Source organism: Streptomyces sp. NPDC091416, from assembly GCF_044756845.1.
Taxonomy (GTDB): domain Bacteria; phylum Actinomycetota; class Actinomycetes; order Streptomycetales; family Streptomycetaceae; genus Streptomyces.
Genome location: NZ_JBIVTU010000003.1, coordinates 238390 through 259704 on the forward strand (window position 1 = coordinate 238390; position 21315 = coordinate 259704).

Consider the following 21315-nt stretch of genomic DNA (forward strand, 5'->3'; position numbering starts at 1 on the left):
CCTACTTCCGCATGATGGCGGGCTCGTGCCGGCGCAGGAGCCGGGCCACCGCGATGCCGAAGACGACGGACAGCACCACCAGCATGCCCATGTCGAGGAGCCAGATTCCGGCGGAGTGCTCGAACAGGGGGTCCGCGGTCAGCTTCCCGGGCACGATCCTCGCCAGGCCGATGGTCCCCGCCATGGCGCCCAGCGCCCAGCGGGAGGGGATCAGCCAGGACAACTGCTCGATGCCGGGCACCCCGTGCAGTTTCAGCAGCGCGCCGCAGAAGACGACCTGGACGATCGCGAGCAGCACCAGGAGGGGCATGGTGACCTCCTCCTTGCGCACCAGCGCGGACACCAGCAGGCCCAGCATCATCGCGGTGAAGGACAACAGTGCCACCGTCAGGGTGATTTCGGCCAGTGGTGGCAGCAGCACCCCTTGCCCGCCCGGGGCGTTGAGATCGACGCCCATGAGCCCGACCAGGGTCAGTACGACCGCCTGGAGCACGGTGATGGTGCCCAGCACCACGACCTTGGACATCAGGTAGGCGGATCTGGACAGGCCGACGGCCCGTTCCCGCTGGTAGATCACCCGTTCCTTCACCAGTTCCCGGACGGCGTTGGCGGCGCCCGTCAGGACACCGCCGACACACAGGATGAGCAGCGCGTTCATCGCCGTCTCCTGGGTCAGCCTGCTTCCGGCCAGGGCCCGCGTCATGGCGCCCATCACGAACGGCAGCGCGATCATGATGACGAGGAACGTCCGGTCGGCGCCGAGCGCGGCCGCGTACCGCCGTACGAGGGTCCGCAGTTGCGCACCCCAGCTGCGGGTCTTGGGCGGCGGGGCGACCTCCGCGGCCGCGGCGTGCGGCAGCCGGGGCTGTGAACTGGCGTTGGCGATGTACTGCCGGTGGAAGGGGGAGGCGGCGAACTCCTCGGCCCAGGGACGGTCGCGGTCGGTCTCGAAGGCCTCGAACGCCTCCGGCCACTCGGCGAATCCGAAGAAGGCCAGCGCGTCCCCGGGCGGACCGTAGTAGGCGATCTTCCCGCCCGGTGCAAGGACCAGCAGCCGGTCGCACACGTCGAGGCTCAGCACGCTGTGCGTGACGACGATGACCGTGCGCCCGTCGTCGGCGAGCCCGCGCAACATGTGCATGACGGAGCGGTCCATGCCGGGGTCGAGTCCCGACGTAGGCTCGTCGAGGAAGAGCAGCGACGGCTTCGTCAGCAGTTCCAGGGCCACGCTCACCCGTTTGCGCTGGCCTCCGGAGAGACTGTGGATGGGCTGGCCCGCACGCTGTTCGAGTCCGAGCTCGCGCACCACCTCGGCGACGCGTTCCTGACGCTCGGACTTGGCGGTGTCCTGCGGGAAACGGAGCTCAGCGGCGTAACCGAGCGCTCTGCGTACGGTCAACTGGGCGTGCAGGATGTCGTCCTGCGGCACCAGGCCGATGCGCTGGCGCAGTTCGGCGTAGTCGTGGTAAAGATCGCGGCCGTCGTAGAGGACGGTTCCCTCGTCGGCCGGGCGCAGTCCGGTCAGGGCGTTGAGGAGCGTGGACTTGCCGGCGCCGCTGGGGCCCACCACCCCCAGGAGGCATTTCTGGCCCACCGGGAAGGCGACGTGGTCGAGCAGCGTCCTGCGTCCCCGGTCGACGGTGACCGCCAGGTCCTGGACGTCGAGCGACACCTCGCCGGTGTCGACGAACTCCTGCAGCGTGTCCCCGACCAGGCAGAAGGCGGAGTGCCCGATGCCGACGATGTCTCCCGGGGAGACGGGCGCACGGTCGGCCGGCTGACCGTTGAGGAAGGTCCCGTTGTGGGAGCCGAGGTCGACGATCTCGTACGTGCCGTCCGTATGGGCCAGCAGTTCGGCATGGCGGCGGGAGACGCTCAGATCGTCGACGACCAGGTCGTTCCCCGATCCGCGGCCGATCCGTACCGTGCGGGACGGCAGCGGCCGCACGGTGGTCGGCTGCCGGAAGGTGCCGGTCGCGGCGGGCACGGAGACGGCCGACGGGCGGTCTTGCGAGGGCGTCGGCGCCGGTGCGGGCCGGACCCTCAGGACCGCCCGCGGGCCGTCCTCCGGATGGCCGAAGCGCAGGAGGGTGCCGGGCCCGACGTCCGACGTACGGATCCGCCGGCCACTGGTATAGGTGCCGTTCGTGCTGCCCTCGTCCTCGATCGACCAGTGGCCGTCGAGCGCCCTGAGCACGGCGTGGTGCCAGGAGACCCGGACATCGTCGATGACGATGTCACTCAAGGGGTCGCGTCCGACGTGGTACTCCCGGCCCGGACTCATCACCGTGCGTCCCGCGTCGGTTTCGAGTACGAGTTCGGGTGCAGTCGGTGCGGCCGGCGGCTCTCCCATGCCCGAATTCTATCGACCGGTACGGTTATGCGCCCGACCAGTCGGCGGTGGGCGAGGCCTGTGGGGAGGACCCTGACCGGCCCCCCCCCGCACCGGCCCGTGCGGGGGGAGCCCGCTTCCGTCAGGCGTTCAGGGCCGCGGAGACGACGGCCTTCGCCTCCTCCTGGACACGGGCGAGGTGCTCGGCGCCGCGGAACGACTCCGCGTAGATCTTGTAGACGTCCTCGGTGCCCGAGGGGCGCGCCGCGAACCAGGCGTTCTCCGTCGTCACCTTGATCCCGCCGATCGCGGCCCCGTTGCCCGGCGCCGAAGTCAGGACGGCGGTGACCGGTTCGCCCGCCAGAGTGTCCGCGCCGACCTGCTCGGGGGACAGGCGCGCCAGCACGGCCTTCTGGTCGCGGTCCGCGGGTGCGTCGATCCGGGCGTAGGCCGGCTCACCGAACCGGGCGGTCAGCGCCCGGTAGTGCTGGGACGGCGAATCGCCCGTCACCGCGAGGATCTCGGAGGCGAGCAGGGCCAGCAGGATGCCGTCCTTGTCCGTCGTCCAGACCGATCCGTCGCGGCGCAGGAACGAGGCCCCGGCCGACTCCTCGCCGCCGAAGCCGAGCGACCCGTCGGCCAGGCCGTCCACGAACCACTTGAAGCCGACCGGCACCTCGACCAGCCGCCGGCCGAGATCGGCGGCGACCCGGTCGATCATGCCGGACGACACGAGGGTCTTGCCGACGCCCGCACCCGCCGGCCACCGGTCCCGGTGCGCGTACAGGTAGTTGATGGCCACGGCGAGGTAGTGGTTCGGGTTCATCAGCCCCGCGTCCGGGGTGACGATGCCGTGCCGGTCGGCGTCGGCGTCGTTGCCGGTGGCGATCTGGAAGCGGTCGCGCTGCCCGATCAGCGAGGCCATCGCGTACGGCGAGGAGCAGTCCATCCTGATCCTGCCGTCCCAGTCCAGCGTCATGAAGCGCCAGGTGGGGTCGGTGAGCGGATTGACGACGGTCAGGTCGAGCCGGTGCTGCTCGGCGATGCGGCCCCAGTACGCGACCGACGCGCCGCCCAGCGGGTCGGCGCCGATCCGGACACCGGCCGCGCGCACCGCGTCCAGGTCGAGCACGGACGGCAGGTCCGCCACATAGCTGCCCAGGAAGTCGTACGTGCCGGTCGTCGGGGCTGCCAGCGCCCGGACGTACGGCATGCGGCGGACGTCCTTGAGCCCGCCCGTGATGATCTCGTTGGCCCGCTCCTGGATCCAGCCGGTCGCCTCGGACCCGGCCGGGCCGCCGTTCGGCGGGTTGTACTTGAACCCGCCGTCGCCCGGCGGGTTGTGCGAGGGCGTCACCACCACCCCGTCGGCGAGGTGCGAGGCGCGGCCCCGGTTGTACGTGAGGATGGCGTGCGAGACCGCGGGGGTCGGCGTGTAGCCGTCGGCGGAGTCGATGAGCACGGTCACATCGTTCGCGGCGAACACCTCGATGGCGGTCACCCGCGCGGGCTCCGACAAGGCATGGGTGTCGGCCCCGAGGAAGAGCGGCCCGTCCGTGCCCCGCTGCGCCCGGTACTCACTGATCGCCTGGCTCGTCGCCGCGATGTGGTCCTCGTTGAACGCGGTGGCCGTCGACGATCCGCGATGTCCCGAGGTGCCGAAGGCGACCCGTTGCCCCGGTTCGGCGGGATCGGGGTGCAGCGTGTAGTACGCCGTCACCAGCCGCGCCACATCGGTCAGGTCCTCCGGGCGTGCCTGCTGCCCGGCTCGTGTCTGCGGCATCTGCCACTCCTCCGTATCGGTCGGTCAATGCGATCTGCGCGCCCCGTCATTTTCGCCGTTCGCCTTCACGGGCGGGCGGCTGCCCCGCCGCGCGGACCGCCACTGCCGCCGCATAACCGGCGGGGACCCCGACATCGGTGACCGTCCACTCCCCGGGGCCCGGCCGGGGGTGGGGGCCGGTGCCCACGTGTTCGGCCGCGAGGCCGTCGGCCAGGCCGATGCCCTCGCCCTTCAGATAGGCCTCCTTGCGGGTCCAGACCCGGGCGAAGGCGGCCGGGCGCTGTTCCTCGGGAAGTTCCGCCAGCTCGCGGGACTCCGCCGGATGCAGCTGACCGGCTATCTCGGCCACGGTCGTGAGCTTCGGGACGAGCTCGACATCCGCTCCGACCGGCGAGTCCGCGAACGCCAGCAGGGCCACCCCGCGGGTGTGCGAAAGGGAGAAGTGCACGCCGCCGTCGGTCGCGGGACGGCCGTGCGGGCCACCGCAGGAGGGGCACGGCTCCCGCCTGAGGCGCACGGCGTCCGGAGCGACGCCCAGCCGCGCCCCGAGCAGCAGCCGCAGGGCCACGTGTGCGGCGACGTAGCATCTGCGGTCGGCCTCGACGACCAGGCGTGCGGCTCTGTCGAGTTCGCCGGCATCCAGGACCCCCGGGGCGAGCCGCTGGGCCTGCCCGCTCTGCCGTTCCGCGTCCACCAGCCACAGCGCGGGGGAGCCGGGAGGGAAGAGGGGAGCGGGGATCCGGTGGCCGTCCTCGGGGAACACGAACAGGTTGGGCTGATACACCGTTACGTCGATTCCTTCGCAGGGCGGGCGCCGTGAGGACGTGTCACGGCGGAGCGGTCACCGATATCCTATGGAGATCCGGACAGGTGCCGACGTACGTTCGATCACAGGGTGGCCAGTTCACCGCGCTCACCGGGCGCCTGGGCTCTCCGGTCGCCCGGCCCCGTCGGACAGGAGACCCCGGATGTCATCGGACAGCCACCCGTACTCGGACGCCGTACTGCTGCGCGAGGCCCGCGCCGAGGACGCCGGCATCCTCACGCGGCTCTTTCTCGATTCCCGCGCTGCCGCCCTGCCGTACCTGCCGAGGGTGCACAGTGACGAGGCGACTCTTGGCTGGATGACGCACGTCGTGCTGCCCGGCACGGACGTCTGGGTGGCGGAGGTCCGGGAGGACGGGCGGGCGGCAGAGCCGGTTGGTTTTGTCTCGGTCGACGGCGATGAGCTCGAACACCTCTATCTGCGGCCCGACTCGCTGCGGCAGGGCATCGGAACGCAACTGCTGGCGAAGGCCAGGGAGCGCAGCCCGCAAGGGCTCGCGCTGTACACCTTCCAGCGCAACTCCGGTGCCCGGGCCTTCTACGAGCGGCACGGATTCACCGCCGTCGGCTTCGACGACGGCAGCCGCAACGAGGAGAACGAGCCGGACGTCAGATACCGCTGGAGCCCGGCCGGCTGAGCCTGGGTCTGCACGACCGAGGAGGACGAGCGGGGGCCGCGGACGCGGGCCCCGCTCGTCCTTGAGGTGTGGTCACCCCTTCGGCGGGCGAGGCGCGAGCCCGGATGCCGATGCGGCGGGCCCGCACCGTGCGCGCCCGGACCGCGGCCGCACGGCCATCGCGACGGCGGCAGCCGCAGCGATCGCGAAGCCCCCATGTGCGCCGTACGCGTCCACCGCGCGCCCGGACATCGCTGCCGCACCGGCCGACTCTGCGGCACTCGCCGAGTTCAGCCGGGTGAACGCCTGGGTGAGCGCGGCCCGCTCCACGGCTGCCGTGGTGAGGACCGAGGAGAGCACCAGGACCGGGGCAATGGTCATGCCGGTGACAGCGAGTACGAGCCCCGCCTCCAAGAACGAGCCGACGACGAGCGGCGGCAGGCGGCTGAGGGCCGGCCCGGCCGACACCATGGCCAGCTGTACCTGCGGAGCCACCCGCCACCGGCGCAGACCGTAAGGCAGGCCGACGCAGTTCGACGCCGCCGCGCGCCCGCCCTGGAGCAGCGCTGCCATCGGGCGGCCCGACAACGCCCGAGCTGCGGATCGGTGGCGCCCGCGAGCACTCCGGCCGCTGCCATCAGCCCGTGCGGGCTGCCGCTTCGGACGAGGGTCAGCAGGGTGACCCTCGCGGTGGTGCGGGCGAGGAGAACGGGTGGCAGCACGCGGGTCTGGCCGAACCGGTCGATCAGCCGGGCGAGTTGCGGCCCGCACAGGGCCTCGGCCACGGCGAATCCGCCGGTCACGAGTCCGGCCGCGGCGGCGCCGACTCCATCACCGAGCAGAGGTCTCTCGAAGGGTCGGGGTGAACGAACAGCCCGATCCCGGCTCCGTGCGGCCGGGCGGCAGGCCGCGCTGCTGCCTCCCGCTGTGAGCTGGCACCTTTCAGTGACTTTCATAGAGACGCAAAAGACTTGCGTAGAGGCGACCGGGTCAATGGCTCATTGAAGAGCGCTCAAATGCCGTTCGCATCAGGCGAGTTAGGGCGTTTTGTGAGTGCCGACCCAGACTCCTTTCTCTGTCACAGCAGTGGACGAGGCGTCACTTCTCTGCAATTCTGCGACCGCAAAACGCAAAAGTCCATTCCCGTTGGTGCAGAAAGTCATGACCAACGGGTACGCAGACAGAGCCGCGCCTTGGTCGCGCCCTGCGCCGAGGCCGAAGATCGGGGACCAATGAGAACGCAACACCGCCGATGGCGGGTCCTCTCCGCCACCCTCACCACCAGCCTGCTGATGGTCGGCTGGCCGGCGCTCAACGCGTCGGCCGCCGGCGGCCCGAACATCGCCGCCGGTCACCGGACGGCCGCGAGCAGCGCGGGCAGCGGCAGGGACGCCGGGAACATCGCGGACGGAGAACAGTCGACATACTGGGAAGGGTCGGACAGTTCCCTTCCCCAGTGGGTGCAGAGCGATCTGGGCAAGGTCACCCGCATCGACCAGGTCACCCTGAAGCTTCCCGAGGACTGGAAGAGCCGCAGCCAGACCCTCTCGCTCCAGGGCAGTGCCGATGGCACGAGCTTCACCACGCTGAAGACCTCGGCCGCCTACACCTTCGCGCCGGGCAGTTCCAACAAGGTGACGATCTCCGTCCCGGCCACCCGGGCCCGCTTCGTCCGGGCGAACATCACCGCGAACTCCGCGTCGGACAACGGCCAGCTCGCCGAGCTGGAGGTGCGCGCGGCGGCGGAGTCGTCGGTGAACCTCGCGGCCGGCCGTACGCTCACGGCCAGCAGCCACACCCAGACCTATATCGCCGCCAACGCCAACGACGGCAACGCCGGAAGCTACTGGGAGAGCAGCAACGGCAACCTGCCGCAGTGGATCCAGGCCGACCTCGGATCCTCCGTACGCGTCGACCGGGTGGTCCTGCGGCTGCCGGACGGCTGGGAGACCCGCAGCCAGACGCTGAAGATCCAGGGCAGCACCAACGGCACGGACTTCAGCGACGTGACGCAGTCCCAGGCGTACACGTTCAGCCCCACGGCCGGTGAGACGGCGACGGTCTCCTTCGACGCCGCCACCACCCGCTACGTACGCGTGCTCGTCAGCGCCAACTCCGTCCAGCCGGGCGCCCAGGTCTCCGAGCTGGAGATCTACGGACCCGAGGCGGGCGACACCCAGGCGCCCACCGCACCCTCCCAGCTGGCGTACACCGAACCGGCCACCGGCCAGATCAGGCTGACCTGGAACGCGTCGACGGACAACAAGGCCGTCACCGGCTACGACATCTACGCCGACAACGCGCTGCTGACGAGCGTGGCGGGCAATGTCACCACGTTCACCGACACCCGGCCGGCGGGCTCCACCGTGTCGTACTACGTCCGGGCCAAGGACGCGGCGGGCAACGTCTCCGGGAACAGCAACACCGTGACCCGGACCGGGAGCGGCGGCGACACCCAGGCGCCGACCGCACCGGCGAACCTGAGCTTCACCGAGGCGACCGCCGGTCAGATCAAGCTGGTCTGGCAGGCGTCCACCGACAACAAGGGCGTCACCGGGTACGACATCTACGCCAACAACGTGCTGCGCAAGAGCGTGGCCGGCGATGTCACCACCTACACCGACACCCAGTCCGCCGGGACCACCGTCTCCTACACCGTCCGGGCCAAGGACGCGGCGGGCAACGTCTCGGGCGACAGCAACACCGTCACCCGCAACGGCAGCACGGGCACGGCGTCCAACCTCGCGGTCGGCAAGCCCATCACCGCCTCGTCCGTGGTCCACACGTTCGTCGCGGAGAACGCCAACGACAACAGCGTGACCACCTACTGGGAAGGCGCCGGGGGCAGCTACCCCAACACGCTGACCGTGAAGCTGGGTGCCAACGCCGACACCGAGAACGTCGTCGTCAAGCTCAACCCGGACAGCAGCTGGGGCGCCAGGACGCAGAACATCCAGGTCCTCGGCCGGGAGCAGAGCGCCTCGGCGTTCACCAGCCTGGTCGCGGCGAAGGACTACGCGTTCAGCCCGGCCAGCGGCAACACGGTGACCATCCCGGTCAGCGGCCGCGTCGCCGACGTCCAGCTTAAGTTCAACTCCAACACCGGATCGGGTGCCGGTCAGGTCGCGGAGTTCCAGGTGCTGGGCGCCCCGGCGCCCAATCCGAACCTCCAGGTCAGCTCGGTGACGGCGGCTCCGGCCGCGCCCGTCGAGTCGGATCCGGTCACGCTCACCGCGACGGTGCGCAACACCGGTTCGGTCGCGGCACCGGCGAGCAAGGTCGAGTTCCGGCTCGGCGGCTCCAAGGTCGCCACCGCGTCCGTGGGCGCGCTGGCGGGCGGGGCCTCCGCCCAGGTCAGCGCCGACATCGGAGCGCGTGACGCCGGTACGTACGCCCTGAGCGCGGTCGCCGACCCGGGAGACGAGGTCATCGAGCAGAACGAGACCGACAACACCTACACGAGCACGACGGGCCTGGTCGTGAAGCCGGTCGCCAGCTCGGACCTGGTCTCCACCGGGGTCGGCACCTCCCCGTCGGCCCCGTCCGCCGGGCAGAACGTCACCTTCTCCGTCGCCCTCAAGAACCAGGGCTCGGTTGCCTCGGCGGCCGGCGGCCACGCCATCACGCTGACCCTGCTCGACTCCAAGGGCGCCACGGTGAAGACCCTCACGGGCACCTACACCGGGGCGATAGCCGCGGGTGCGATGAGCGCCCCGGTGAACCTGGGCAGCTGGACGGCGGTCAACGGGTCGTACTCCGTGAAGACGGTGATCGCAGCGGACTCCAACGAACTGCCGGTGAAGCGCGAGAACAACACCACCACCGGTTCCCTCTTCGTCGGACGCGGCGCCGACATGCCGTACGACATGTACGAGGCGGAGGACGGCGTCACCGGCGGCGGCGCGCAGGTCGTCGGCCCGAACAGGACCGTCGGCGACGTCGCGGGCGAGGCGTCCGGCCGCAAGGCCGTCACCCTCAACAGCACCGGCAACTACGTCGAGTTCACCACCAGGGCGAGCACCAACTCCCTGGTGACCCGCTTCTCCATCCCGGACTCCGCGGGCGGCGGCGGCATCGACTCCAAGCTGAACGTCTACGTGGACGGCACCTTCCTCAAGGCGATCGACCTCACCTCGAAGTACGCGTGGCTGTACGGCTCCGAGACCGGTCCGGGCAACTCCCCGGGCGCGGGTTCGCCGCGGCACATCTACGACGAGGCGAACATGCTGCTGGGCAGGACCGTCCCTGCAGGCAGCAAGATCCGGCTCCAGAAGGACGCCGCGAACACCAGCACGTACGCGATCGACTTCATCAGCCTGGAGCAGGCCACCCAGATCCCGAACCCGGACGCGGCCGCCTACGCCGTTCCCGCCGGGTTCACCCACCAGGACGTCCAGAACGCCCTGGACAAGGTCCGGATGGACACCACGGGCAAGCTGGTCGGCGTCTACCTGCCGGCCGGTGACTACCAGACCGCGAGCAAGTTCCAGGTCTACGGCAAGGCCGTCAAGGTCGTCGGCGCGGGGCCCTGGTACACCAGGTTCTTCGCACCGTCGTCCCAGGAGAACACCGACAACGGCTTCCGTGCCGAGGCCAGTGCCAAGGGCTCGACGTTCGCGAACTTCGCGTACTTCGGGAACTACACCTCACGCATCGACGGTCCCGGCAAGGTGTTCGACTTCTCCAACGTCTCGGACATCGTGATCGACAACGTCTGGAACGAGCACCAGGTGTGCCTCTACTGGGGCGCCAACACCGACGGCGTCACCATCAAGAACTCCCGCATCCGGAACACGTTCGCCGACGGCATCAACATGACCAACGGCTCGACGGACAACCACGTCGTGAACAACGAGTCCCGGGCCACCGGAGACGACAGCTTCGCGCTGTTCTCCGCCATCGACTCCGGCGGCGCGGACATGAAGAACAACGTCTACGAGAACCTCACGTCCCTGCTGACCTGGCGTGCGGCGGGCGTCGCCGTCTACGGCGGCTACGACAACACCTTCCGCAACATCCTCATCGCGGACACGCTCGTCTACTCCGGCATCACGGTCAGCTCGCTGGACTTCGGCTACCCGATGAACGGTTTCGGGACCGGTCCGACCACGGTCGAGAACGTCTCCGTGCTCCGATCCGGAGGCCATTTCTGGGGGTCGCAGACCTTCCCCGGCATCTGGCTGTTCTCCGCCTCCAAGGTCTTCCAGGGCATCCGGATCAACCATGTCGACATCGTCGACCCGACGTACAGCGGCATCATGTTCCAGACCAACTACGTGGGAGGACAGCCCCAGTTCCCGATCAAGGACACGATCCTGACCGACATCTCGATCTCCGGCGCGCGCAAGAGCGGTGACGCCTACGACGCCAAGTCCGGCTTCGGACTGTGGGCCAACGAGATGCCCGAGGCCGGCCAGGGGCCCGCTGTCGGCGAGGTGACCTTCAACGGTCTCAAGCTCAGCGGCAACGCCCAGGACGTGAAGAACACGACGTCAACGATGAAGATCACCGTCAACCCGTAACCGGCACCGCAACCAGGGGCGCCGTCCGGTCCGCCGGACGGCGCCCCGTGCTGCGTGCGCGCCGGGTCCCGCACGCCGCGTGCGAAGCGCTGTCAAACTTTTACGAAAACTGCGCGAGATATTGCGTTCACATGTCGACGCTGGTTGAGTGTGCCTCGCCCCGGCAGAGAGTCGGCCGAGGGCCATCCACGCTCATGCCCAAAGGGGACCATCGATGAGAAGTGCTGGGTTGCGCCGCACACGCCGTATCAGCCGTGCCTCCGCGGCTGCCCTTGTCACCGCACTTGCCCTGACCTCGCTCGCCTCCTGCGGCACGAGCAGCAGCAAGGACGAGGACACGAAGAGCGCGTCCAAGGGTTCGTCCGATCCGTCCGCCCCGCTCGACCCGAAGGCGAAGGTGACGATCTCGATCGACTGCATGCCGCCGGCGGCCAAGGCCGCGGAGCTGCGCGAGTGGAACGAGGACATCAAGGCGTTCAACAAGACCTACCCGAACGTCACGATCAACGGGAAGTCCACCCCCGGCCAGTGCAACGAGCCGCCGCGCTTCACCGCCATGCTGAAGGGCAAGTCGCAACCCGACGTCTTCTACGCCTACTTCAGCGACCTCCAGCAGGTGCTGGACAACGATGGTGCCGAGGACATCTCCGCGTACGTCACGGACAAGACCGTGCCCGCGCTCAAGGACATACAGACCCAGGTCGTCGACGTGGCGCGCAAGGACGGCAAGCTCTACGGCCTGCCGACCAGCAACTACACCATGGGCCTGATGATCAACCGGAAGCTCTTCACCGAGGCCGGCCTCGACCCGAACAAGCCGCCGGCCACCTGGGACGAGGTCCGCACCGCGGCCAAGAAGATCGCGGACCTGGGCAAGGGCATATCCGGCTACGGCGAGTACAGCGCCGGCAACAACGGCGGCTGGCACTTCGCGGCCACCCAGTTCGGCCTCGGCGGCGACGTCGTCGACGCCTCCGGCAAGAAGGCCGCGTTCAACAACGAGACCGGCAAGCAGGTCCTCCAGCAGCTGCACGACATGCGCTGGGAGGACGACAGCATGGGCAAGACCCAGCTGCTCAAGTGGGGCGACCTCCAGAAGCAGATCGCCAGCGACAAGCTGGGCATGTTCCTCGCCGCCCCCGACGACATCGCGTACATGGTGCAGCAGCTCGGCGCCCAGTACGAGACCTTCGGGCTGGGCCCGATCCCCGGCGCCCAGGGAACGCTGTTCGGCGGCAACAACTACCTGATCAAGAAGGGCAGCTCGCCCGACCAGATCAAGGCCGCCATCGCCTGGCTGAACTTCAAGAACCTCACCCCGGGCAAGGGCCAGTTCGACTGGGCCCGCACCAAGTCCGACAAGCTCCCCGTCGGGCTCCCGCAGCCGAACTTCTTCCTCGGCGACAGCAAGACCAAGGACGACGCCGCGCGCGCCGCGAACGCGACGATGCCCGTCGAGAACTTCAAGGCCTTCATGGACAACCCCGTCCCGGGCAAGGCCGAACCGCCGAAGGCGCAGGAGATCTACAAGATCCTCGACAACGCCATGTCGGGTGTGCTGACCAACAAGGACGCGAACATCGACAAGCTGCTCTCCACCGCCGAGCAGCAGGTCAACCAGGTTCTGGCGAACCAGTAACGGACGCGCGGGGCCGGGTCACGCGGACCCGGCCCCGCCTCCGGCCCCCCTGAGTTCACCGGCACCAAGGAGACGCACCATGTCGGCCCCAACACTGTCCTCCCGCAAGGCGACCACGCCTCGCCCAGGACATTCACGCCCCGCCCGCCGGGACTCCGCCCGCGAGGACTTCCTGCGCGCCGTTCGCCGCAACCTCTCCGCGCACGGCTTCCTGATCGGAGCGGTGCTCTGCTTCTCGCTCTTCTCCTGGTACCCGATGGTCCGGGAGTTCGTCCTGGCGTTCCAGAAGACCGAGGACGGCAGGACCACCTGGGCCGGCTGGTCCAACCTGACCTACGTCTTCAACGACCCGGCGTTCTGGCAGGCCTGGCGCAACACCCTGCTGTTCACCGTGCTGGCCCTGCTGCTCGGATTCGTCGTGCCGTTCGTCGTCGCCGTCGTGCTCAACGAGTTCCGGCACGGACAGGGCTATCTGCGACTGCTCGTCTACCTCCCGGTGATGCTGCCGCCGGTCGCCTCCGTGCTGCTCTTCAAGTACTTCTACGACCCCGGGTACGGACTCTTCAACCGCATCCTGGACGTCTTCCACCTGCCCGCCCAGCAGTGGCTCCAGGACACCGACACCGCCATGCTCTCCGTCGTCATCGCGGCGACCTGGATGAACATGGGCGGCGCCACCCTGATCTACCTGGCCGCCCTCCAGGGCATCCCGGGCGAGCTGTACGAGGCCGCCGAACTCGACGGCGCGGGGCTCCTGCGCAAGGTCTGGCACGTCACCATCCCGCAGACCCGGCTCATCCTCTCCCTGCTGCTCCTCATGCAGGTCATCGCGACGATGCAGGTCTTCACCGAGCCGTTCCTGCTCACCAACGGCGCCGGCCCCGAGGGCTCCACCACCACCGTCGTCTACCTCATCTATCAGTACGCCTTCAACTTCAACAACTACGGCAGCGCGGCGGCACTCGGCCTCGTCCTGCTCGTCGTCCTCGCGGGCTTCTCCGCGGTGTACGTGCGGCTGAGCCGCAGCAGCGAAGACTAGGACGGGAGCCAAGACCATGGCATCGAACACGCTTGTCTCCCGCGGGAGCGACGTACGCAAGTCCGCACGGCGCAGGGCGGAACGAGGCGCCGACGCCGGGCGCCAGCGGACCCTGATCTCACCGGCCCAGCTCGGCAGGCCGCGCGGCAAGGCCCTCTACTGGATCGTCTTCACCCTGGTCGTCATCCTGTTCACGGTCGCCTTCCTCGGACCGCTGTACTGGATGGTCACCGGCGGACTCAAGACCACCCAGGAAGTCGTACAGAGCCCGCCCACCGCATTCCCCAGCTCGCTCCACACCGAGAACTACAGCCAGGCCTGGACCGTGATGGACCTGTCCAAGCTGCTCTTCAACACCCTGTACTACGCCTTCGGCGCGCTCGCCTTCCAGCTGGTCTTCGACGTCGCGGCCGCCTACTCGCTGTCGAAACTGCGACCGGTGTTCGGCAAGGTCATTCTCGGCATGATGCTGGCCACCCTGATGATCCCGGCCACCGTGCTGGTCGTCCCGCAGTACCTCACGGTGCTGGACGTGCCGGTCTTCCAGCGCAATCTGGTCAACTCGCCCTGGGTGATCTGGCTGCCGTCGGTCACCAACGCCTTCAACATCTTCCTGCTGAAGCGGTTCTTCGACTCCATCCCGCGCGAACTCCTCGACGCCGCCTCCATCGACGGCGCGTCGCCCCTGCGCACCCTGCGCTCGATCGTCCTGCCGATCTCCCGGCCGATCCTCGGCGTCGTCTCCATCTTCGCCGTCGTCGGGGTGTGGAAGGACTTCCTCTGGCCGATGCTGACCCTGCCCGACCCCAGCAAGCAGACGCTCAACGTGGGCATCTACTCACTGGCCAGCGGCGTACCCGAGAACGTGCTCATCGCCGCGCTCACCATCGCGTCGATCCCGACGCTGCTCATCTTCCTGCTGTTCCAGCGCAACATCATGAGCGGTCTGACCGCAGGCGGCCTCAAGGGATAGCACCCCTCCCAGGACCGCGCCCCGCCCGTACGGGGCCCCGTCCGGCCGCCTTCCCCTCAGCACTCCGCCGCCGGCCCTCCCATCCTGCCCCGCTCACCGGGCCGGCGGCGGAGTACCACCTGCCCGAAAGGAACGTCACGTGGCAGCCAACCGTCCGTCCGAGGCCACCGCGAACTGGTGGCGGGACGCCGCCATCTACCAGATCTACGTACGCAGCTTCGCCGATGGCGACGGTGACGGCACCGGCGACCTCGCGGGGGTCCGGGCCAAGCTGCCCTACCTCGTCGAACTGGGCGTGGACGCACTCTGGTTCACCCCCTGGTACCTGTCACCGCTCGCCGACGGCGGCTACGACGTGGCCGACTACCGCACCATCGACCCCGCGTTCGGCACGCTCGCCGAGGCCGAGAAACTGATCGCCGAGGCCCGAGGGCTCGGCATCCGCACCATCATCGACATCGTGCCCAACCACGTCTCCGACCGGCACGCCTGGTTCCGGGCCGCCCTCGAAGCCGGCTCCGGCAGCCCCGAGCGCGAGCTCTTCCACTTCCGTACCGGCCGCGGCGCGGACGGCGAGATCCCGCCCAACGACTGGGTCTCCGAATTCGGCGGCACACCCTGGACCCGCCTGGACGACGGGGAGTGGTACCTCCACCTCTTCGCCACCCAGCAGCCCGACCTCAACTGGGCGCACCCGGCGGTCCGCCAGGAGCACGAGGACGTGCTGCGCTTCTGGTTCGAGCGCGGAGTCTCGGGCGTACGCATCGACTCGGCCGCCCTGCTCGCCAAGGACCCCGCACTGCCCGACTTCACCGTGGGCCAGGACCCGCACCCCTTCGTCGACCGCGACGAACTGCACGACATCTACCGCTCCTGGCGCGCCATAGCCGACGAGTACGACGGCGTGTTCGTCGGCGAGGTGTGGCTCCCGGACACCGAGCGGTTCGCCCGCTACCTGCGGCCCGACGAACTGCACACCGCCTTCAACTTCAACTTCCTGGCCTGCCCGTGGGACCCCGCGCTCCTGCGGACCGCGATCGACGACACCCTCGCCGAGCACGCGTCGGTCGGCGCCCCGGCCACCTGGGTCCTGTGCAACCACGACGTGACCCGCACCGTGACCCGCTACGGCCGTGCGGAGACGGGCTTCGACTTCGCGGCGAAGACCTTCGGCACCCCCACCGACCTCGCTCTCGGCACCCGCCGGGCCCGCGCCGCCGCCCTCCTCTCGCTGGCCCTGCCCGGCGCGGCCTACCTCTACCAGGGCGAGGAGCTCGGACTGCCCGAGGCCGACATCCCCCTGGACCGCATCCAGGACCCGATGCACTTCCGCAAGGGCGGCACCGACCCGGGGCGCGACGGCTGCCGGGTCCCGCTGCCCTGGTCTGAGCGGGAGCCGCACGCCGGATTCGGCGCCACCACCGCACCCTGGCTGCCGCAGCCCGACGGCTGGACCGCCTACGCCGCCGACCTCCAGAGCGACGACCCGGACTCCATGCTCGCCCTGTACCGCGAGGCCCTGCGCCTGCGCCGCAGCGAACCGGGATTCGGTACGGAGGGAGAGCCCGGGATACGCAGACTGACCTGGCTGGACACGGCGCCCGGGGTACTCGCCTTCACACGGAGCGAAGGCCTCGTCTGCGTCGTCAACCTGTCCTCCGAGGCCGCCGGACTGCCCTCGCACACCGAGGTCCTGCTGGCCAGCGGTCCCCTGGACCGTACGGGACGACTGCCGCAGGACACCGCGGTCTGGCTGCGCGTCTGACCGCCCGTCCCGGGCCGTGTCCGCGAGGCGGTCCCGTCCGCCCGCCCTCCGGGCGGACGGCGATGCCTCGCGGACCCTGCCTCGCGACGGATCCGGCCGTGTGCGCCGCACGGCCGGGTCCGGCAGGATCGCGGGGGAGCGGGGGCTGCGGCACAGTGGAGCGTATGGACACGCCGAACGATCTGAACGCCCTGGCCGACGAGCACCTGGCCGCGGCCCGTACCTCCCCGCACGGCCGCAGCGCCCACCTGCTGCTCCGTGAGGACCCGCTGCGCCAGACCGTCATCGCGCTGGCCTCGGGCCGCGCCCTCGACGAGCACAACGCCCCGCCGGCGGCCTCCCTCCAGGTGCTGCGCGGCTCGGTCCGGCTCACGGCCGCGTCGGGCGATGTGGAACTCGCCGCCGGGCAGCTGCACCCGATCCCGCAGGAACGGCACGGACTGCTCGCCCTGGAGGACGCCGCGGTCCTGCTGACGGCCGTCAACGACTGACCGATCCGGCGACGTGACGCCGAAGAATTGCCTCACCACTCTTGTGGGAGCGCTCCCAAAGTCGCAGGATGAGGCAGGTGACCCTGCTTCCCGGCCTGCGGGCCTATCGATCCGGCGACCGCGACGCCCTCGCCGACATCTGCGTCCGGACAGCCGACAACGGCGGCGACTCGCGGCACCTGTACCCGGACCACGAGCTGATGCCGTCGATCTTCGCCGCGCCGTACGCGCACCTCGAACCCGATCTGGCCTTCGTCATCGACGACGGCACGGGCCGCGCCGTCGGCTACATCCTGGGAACGGCCGACACGCCACGCTTTGTGAAGGAGTTCCGCACGCTCTGGCTGCCCCTGGTCGAGGACCGCTATCCGCGGCCGGAGGCGGCACCGCGCACCCCCAGCGAGGAGATGATCGCCCTCCTGCACAACCCCGAGCGCATGGTCCTTCCCGAACTCGCCTCCCACCCCGCCCACCTGCACATCGACCTGCTGCCCGACTGGCAGCGCAAGGGGTACGGGAGGGAGCTGATGCGGGCCTTCCTCGGGGCCCTGGACGCCAAGGGGGTCGAGGGCGTGCATCTGTGCATGCTCACGGCCAACACCCGGGCCAGGGCGTTCTACGACCGGCTCGGTTTCGCCGAGACCGAGGTACCGGACCCCGGACCCGTCACCTACCTCGTGCGCTCCACGGCGGCGGACCTGTAGCCCGTCCCCTGCGCCACGGGTGCCGCGGGGCTCCGCTGGGCAGGTAGTCCGGGACGAGACCGCTACGGGGGGGGGCGGACAACCGGTGGCGAGAGGTGTGACGTGAGCGAACAGACTGTGTGGCGATTCTCCGACGACCGTGGGCAGGTGTCGACCGCCGGGCGGCGCCCGGCCCGGGTCCTCGCCTATGTCCAGGCCGGTGCGGCCTTATGGGATCACGGCATCCGCCCGAGCGGGATATTCGGCTCGGGGCACGACGACCCCGTGGTGCCCGACGAGGCGAAGACGGGGTCGCTGCCCCTGGCCGGCGTGGCCTACGTCGGAGCGGGTGCCGCGCTGGACGTGGACGCGCTGCTGAACGGCGAGCCGGACCTCGTGGTGGCCGTCAGCTACGGCGGCGGCCAGGTCTACGGCCTCGATCCGGAGACGGCCAAGCACCTGGAGGGACACGTCCCGGTCGTCGTCATCGACGTGGGCCAGGCGCGCACCCTCGCCGAGATCGGTGACCGGTTCGCGGAGCTGGCCCGTTCGCTCGGCGCCGAGGAGCCGGCGGCGGCCGGCCAGGAGCTGGACGCGGCCCGGGACCGGCTGCGCGCACTCGTCGCGGGCCCGGACCGGGCGAGGGTCCTCGCCCTGTCACCGGCGGGCCTGGAGCAGGCGCATCTGGCCCGCCCTCGCATGTGGCCCGAGCTGCGGGTGCTGGCCGAGCTCGGCGTCGGCCTGGTGGAACCGGCCGAGGGACCCGGCGCCAACTGGTCCACGGTCGGCTGGGACCAGGCCGCAGCGCTGGAGCCGGCCGTCGTGCTCGCCGACATCCGGGCCCACGCCACCGCGCTCCCGGGCGACGGGCCGTGGGCCGCGGTCGCGGGTTCCGCACGGGTCGTGCCGTGGAACCCCGAACCGGTGTGCAGCGCGCGGGCCCACGCGCGGTTCCTCGCGCTCGTGGCCGACGCGCTGGAGGCCTAGGCGGCGCAGGACGCTCCCGGGCGCCGCCACCCCGTACAGGCGACTCGTCGCCACCGGAGCCGGCCGCACAGGGCAGGATCGAGGCGTGCGCGGACAGTGCCGTGCCCACTGCCCGGACGCCGTGCCACCGCACTACAGGAGACATCACCCTCATGCCCGACAGAATCGACCTGCTGGTCATCGGCGAGTGCGTCGCCGACATCGTCCGGGAGCCCGGCACAGCCGACCGGGTCCATCCCGGCGGCAGCCCGGCCAACGTCGCGTACGGCCTGGCCCGGCTCGGGCACGGTGCCACCCTGCTCACCCAGCTCGGGCAGGACGGGAACGGGCGGCTGATCCGCGAGCACCTCACCGCGGCCGGGGTCTACGTCCGCACCGACGGCTCCACCGCTCCCACCCCGTCCGCGGTCGTGACCCTGGACGGCGCGGGACGGGCCGGGTACGCCTTCGACATCACGTGGACGCTCGGCCCGGTCGCTCTGGAGCGGACTCCCGCCCATGTGCACACCGGCTCGATCGCGGCAGTCACGGCACCCGGAGCGTCCGCCGTCCTCGCCGCCGTCGAGTCGCTGCGTGGTGCCGCGACGGTCAGCTACGACCCCAATGTGCGGCCGGAGCTGATGGGTGACCACGAGGCCGCCGTGCGCAGGGCCGAGCTCTGTGTGGCGCTCAGCGACGTCGTCAAGGCGAGCGACGAGGACCTGGAGTGGCTGTATCCGGGCGTGGACCCGGTCAGGGCCGCCGAGCGGTGGCTCGCCGCCGGTCCGGCCGTCGTCCTCGTCACCCGGGGCGGCGACGGGGCGTTCGCGGTCCTTCCCGAGGCACTGGTCACGGTCGGCGCCCTGCCGGCCGAGGTCGTCGACACGGTGGGGGCGGGCGACGCCTTCATGTCGGGCACCCTGCACGCACTGGCCGCGCACGGACTGCTCGGGCCGGCCGGCCGGGAGCGGCTGCGGACACTGGACCGGGCCACCGTGACGGACGTCCTGCGCCGGGCGGCGGCCTCGGCCGCGGTCACCGTCGCCCGGGCCGGTGCCAACCCGCCCGACGAGGCGGAACTCGACGCGGCGCTCGGCCGGATGTGAGCAGGGCGGTGCCGCCGTCACCCCCCACGGGGACGGCGGCACCGCCATCGCGCCGGCGAGGAAATGCTGGGTCGGTGGCTCCGGAGATGCTGCCCATCCCTCACCGCCCAGCTGTCACCGGCACGTCACCTTTGTACCCACCGCCCGTTACTCGGGCATTACAAGGCGGCCCCGCCGCCGCCGGAGTGCGCGGGCGCGGCCAGATGCGGAGTGCTGTCGTCGTCGAGGAACTCGACGACCGCCAGGACGAACAGGGCGCACAGGGCGATCCACACCGTGACCAGTCCTGTCGGCCGGTCCCACGCCAGCAGCACCGCGACGGCCACCATGACCACCGTCCAGTTCAGCGGCTGCCTCGCGCGGTGCACCCACCGGCCGACCGGGCCGCCGGTGAAACCGGCCGCGTCCCGTACGGCCCCGATGCCACCGCTCCACATCGCCATGACCCGGCTCGCCGCACGGCCGCCGCCCGTGAGCCACGCGGCGAGCGCCACCACCGCGCCGACGGTCACCACCAGACGGACTCCGGCGCGCAGATAGCCGACCAGCGTGTCGAACACCGCCCCCGCCGCAGGCTGGGAGACATGCGGGGGCAGGCTGTCGAGATAGAACGCGCGCCCGGCCCACAACCCGAGCCAGAGCAGTGCGGCACCCACCGCCATGGCCAGCGCCGCGGTGACCAGCGCCCGCCGGCGGCGTACCGCCAGCAGGACCCCGCCCGCCGCCACCACCAGCGTGAACACGGGAAGCCAGAAACCGAGGAGTTCGAGGGCCCGGAAGCCCTTCTTGGCCTTGCCGACCGATTCCGAGGTCAGCAGGGTGTAGTCGGTGTGGATCTCGGGAATCCGCTCGGCGACCGTCAGACCGCGGTCCACGAGGCGCTGTTTCACCCGGTCGATGACCGGGGCGAGGTCCAGGGTCACGGTGTCCCCGGTGAGCTCGACCGCGCCACCGCCCTCGCCGGTCAGGGCCTTCACGACGGAGGCGTGGGCGCGCCGGTTGAGTTCGCTCCACACCCGCGCGAAGGCGTCACTGGTGACGAAGCGCTCCACGGTGCCGTGCACGAAGTTCGTGACGCCCGCGGTGAGCGGGTCACCGAGCTTCCGGAGGGCCTTGTCCACCACGGGCCGGTCGGCGGGCGCGACGTCCGCCAGCAGCGCGTCGATGTCCAGATGGGTCATCACGGCGTCGGTGACACGTGCGGTCACCGCCGCCTGTACATCGGGGTCGGAGGCCAGCGGCTCCATCATGTCCACATAGCGGTCCGTGTCGCCGGCGACGTCGCTCGCCCAGCTCGACAGGACGCTCAGCGGGGTGAGCACGGCCGCGACCAGGATCAGCAGGACCGCGAAGAACGAACGCGGACGCAGCCGTGAGCGGGCCGGTGCGCGGGCTTCCTCCAGCTGTGCCACCCGGGCCCGCAGGGCTTCCAGTTCGGCGTGTTCGTCCTGTGCCGCGGGCTGATCGGGGTGCCGTTCCATGAACCAAGGGGATGTCCTGTGCGCCCGTACAGCGCGGCGGATTGCTGCATACAGGTGACGGACGGCCGCCCGGCCGCTGCCGTACCGGGTCTC

16 protein-coding genes are annotated in these 21315 nt (G+C 70.4%); 11 read left to right on the forward strand and 5 right to left on the reverse strand.

The features are described 5' to 3' along the window. Position 1: 1 nt before the first annotated feature. The 3 genes from ACIQMX_RS11735 to ACIQMX_RS11745 all read right to left on the reverse strand — a co-directional run bounded on the left by ACIQMX_RS11735 (position 2) and on the right by ACIQMX_RS11745 (position 4899). Positions 2-2353, reverse strand: a complete 2352-nt coding sequence (locus tag ACIQMX_RS11735; protein ID WP_402476873.1) for an FHA domain-containing protein — start codon at positions 2351-2353, stop codon at positions 2-4. 121 nt (positions 2354-2474) lie between these two features. Then, entirely contained in the window at positions 2475-4115 is a 1641-nt protein-coding gene (gene pgm / locus ACIQMX_RS11740) for a phosphoglucomutase (alpha-D-glucose-1,6-bisphosphate-dependent) (protein WP_363077980.1), read from the reverse strand. Between the two features lie 46 nt (positions 4116-4161). After that, the gene (locus ACIQMX_RS11745) at positions 4162-4899 is read right to left on the reverse strand and encodes a 4'-phosphopantetheinyl transferase superfamily protein (protein WP_363077978.1); all 738 of its coding nucleotides are present in this window, start codon (positions 4897-4899) and stop codon (positions 4162-4164) included. Positions 4900-5083: 184 nt separating this feature from the next. Between ACIQMX_RS11745 and ACIQMX_RS11750 the strand changes: the two genes are divergently transcribed. After that, the gene (locus ACIQMX_RS11750) at positions 5084-5578 is read left to right on the forward strand and encodes a GNAT family N-acetyltransferase (protein WP_402476876.1); all 495 of its coding nucleotides are present in this window, start codon (positions 5084-5086) and stop codon (positions 5576-5578) included. 72 nt (positions 5579-5650) lie between these two features. On the opposite strand, the gene ACIQMX_RS11755 is transcribed toward ACIQMX_RS11750, so the two are convergent. Next, complete coding sequence (locus tag ACIQMX_RS11755) at positions 5651-6130, reverse strand: hypothetical protein (protein WP_402476879.1); 480 nt, start codon at positions 6128-6130, stop codon at positions 5651-5653. 71 nt (positions 6131-6201) lie between these two features. On the opposite strand from ACIQMX_RS11755, the gene ACIQMX_RS11760 reads away from it, so the two are divergent. The 10 genes from ACIQMX_RS11760 to ACIQMX_RS11805 all read left to right on the forward strand — a co-directional run bounded on the left by ACIQMX_RS11760 (position 6202) and on the right by ACIQMX_RS11805 (position 19741). Then, positions 6202-6423, forward strand: coding sequence for a hypothetical protein (locus tag ACIQMX_RS11760; RefSeq protein ID WP_402476882.1), 222 nt, complete (start codon positions 6202-6204; stop codon positions 6421-6423). A gap of 366 nt (positions 6424-6789) precedes the next feature. Next, on the forward strand, positions 6790-11079 hold the full coding sequence (locus tag ACIQMX_RS11765; RefSeq protein WP_402476885.1) for a discoidin domain-containing protein: 4290 nt from the start codon (positions 6790-6792) through the stop codon (positions 11077-11079). Positions 11080-11293: 214 nt separating this feature from the next. After that, positions 11294-12718: an extracellular solute-binding protein gene (locus tag ACIQMX_RS11770; protein ID WP_363077970.1), complete on the forward strand. Its 1425-nt coding sequence runs from the start codon at positions 11294-11296 to the stop codon at positions 12716-12718. A 79-nt stretch (positions 12719-12797) separates the two neighbouring features. Beyond that, complete coding sequence (locus tag ACIQMX_RS11775) at positions 12798-13757, forward strand: sugar ABC transporter permease (protein WP_363077968.1); 960 nt, start codon at positions 12798-12800, stop codon at positions 13755-13757. Positions 13758-13773: 16 nt separating this feature from the next. Then, the gene (locus ACIQMX_RS11780; protein WP_363077966.1) at positions 13774-14730 is read left to right on the forward strand and encodes a carbohydrate ABC transporter permease; all 957 of its coding nucleotides are present in this window, start codon (positions 13774-13776) and stop codon (positions 14728-14730) included. A gap of 139 nt (positions 14731-14869) precedes the next feature. Beyond that, positions 14870-16495: a glycoside hydrolase family 13 protein gene (locus ACIQMX_RS11785; protein ID WP_363077964.1), complete on the forward strand. Its 1626-nt coding sequence runs from the start codon at positions 14870-14872 to the stop codon at positions 16493-16495. 164 nt (positions 16496-16659) lie between these two features. After that, complete coding sequence (locus ACIQMX_RS11790) at positions 16660-16986, forward strand: cupin (protein ID WP_363077962.1); 327 nt, start codon at positions 16660-16662, stop codon at positions 16984-16986. A gap of 68 nt (positions 16987-17054) precedes the next feature. Then, the gene (locus ACIQMX_RS11795; protein ID WP_363077960.1) at positions 17055-17690 is read left to right on the forward strand and encodes a GNAT family N-acetyltransferase; all 636 of its coding nucleotides are present in this window, start codon (positions 17055-17057) and stop codon (positions 17688-17690) included. 102 nt (positions 17691-17792) lie between these two features. After that, positions 17793-18656, forward strand: coding sequence for an ABC transporter substrate-binding protein (locus tag ACIQMX_RS11800; protein ID WP_402476890.1), 864 nt, complete (start codon positions 17793-17795; stop codon positions 18654-18656). A 152-nt stretch (positions 18657-18808) separates the two neighbouring features. Then, positions 18809-19741: a carbohydrate kinase gene (locus tag ACIQMX_RS11805; protein WP_402476893.1), complete on the forward strand. Its 933-nt coding sequence runs from the start codon at positions 18809-18811 to the stop codon at positions 19739-19741. 158 nt (positions 19742-19899) lie between these two features. Here ACIQMX_RS11805 and ACIQMX_RS11810 read toward each other — a convergent pair whose 3' ends face one another. Continuing rightward, on the reverse strand, positions 19900-21222 hold the full coding sequence (locus ACIQMX_RS11810; protein ID WP_402476896.1) for a hypothetical protein: 1323 nt from the start codon (positions 21220-21222) through the stop codon (positions 19900-19902). Positions 21223-21315 lie beyond the last annotated feature (93 nt).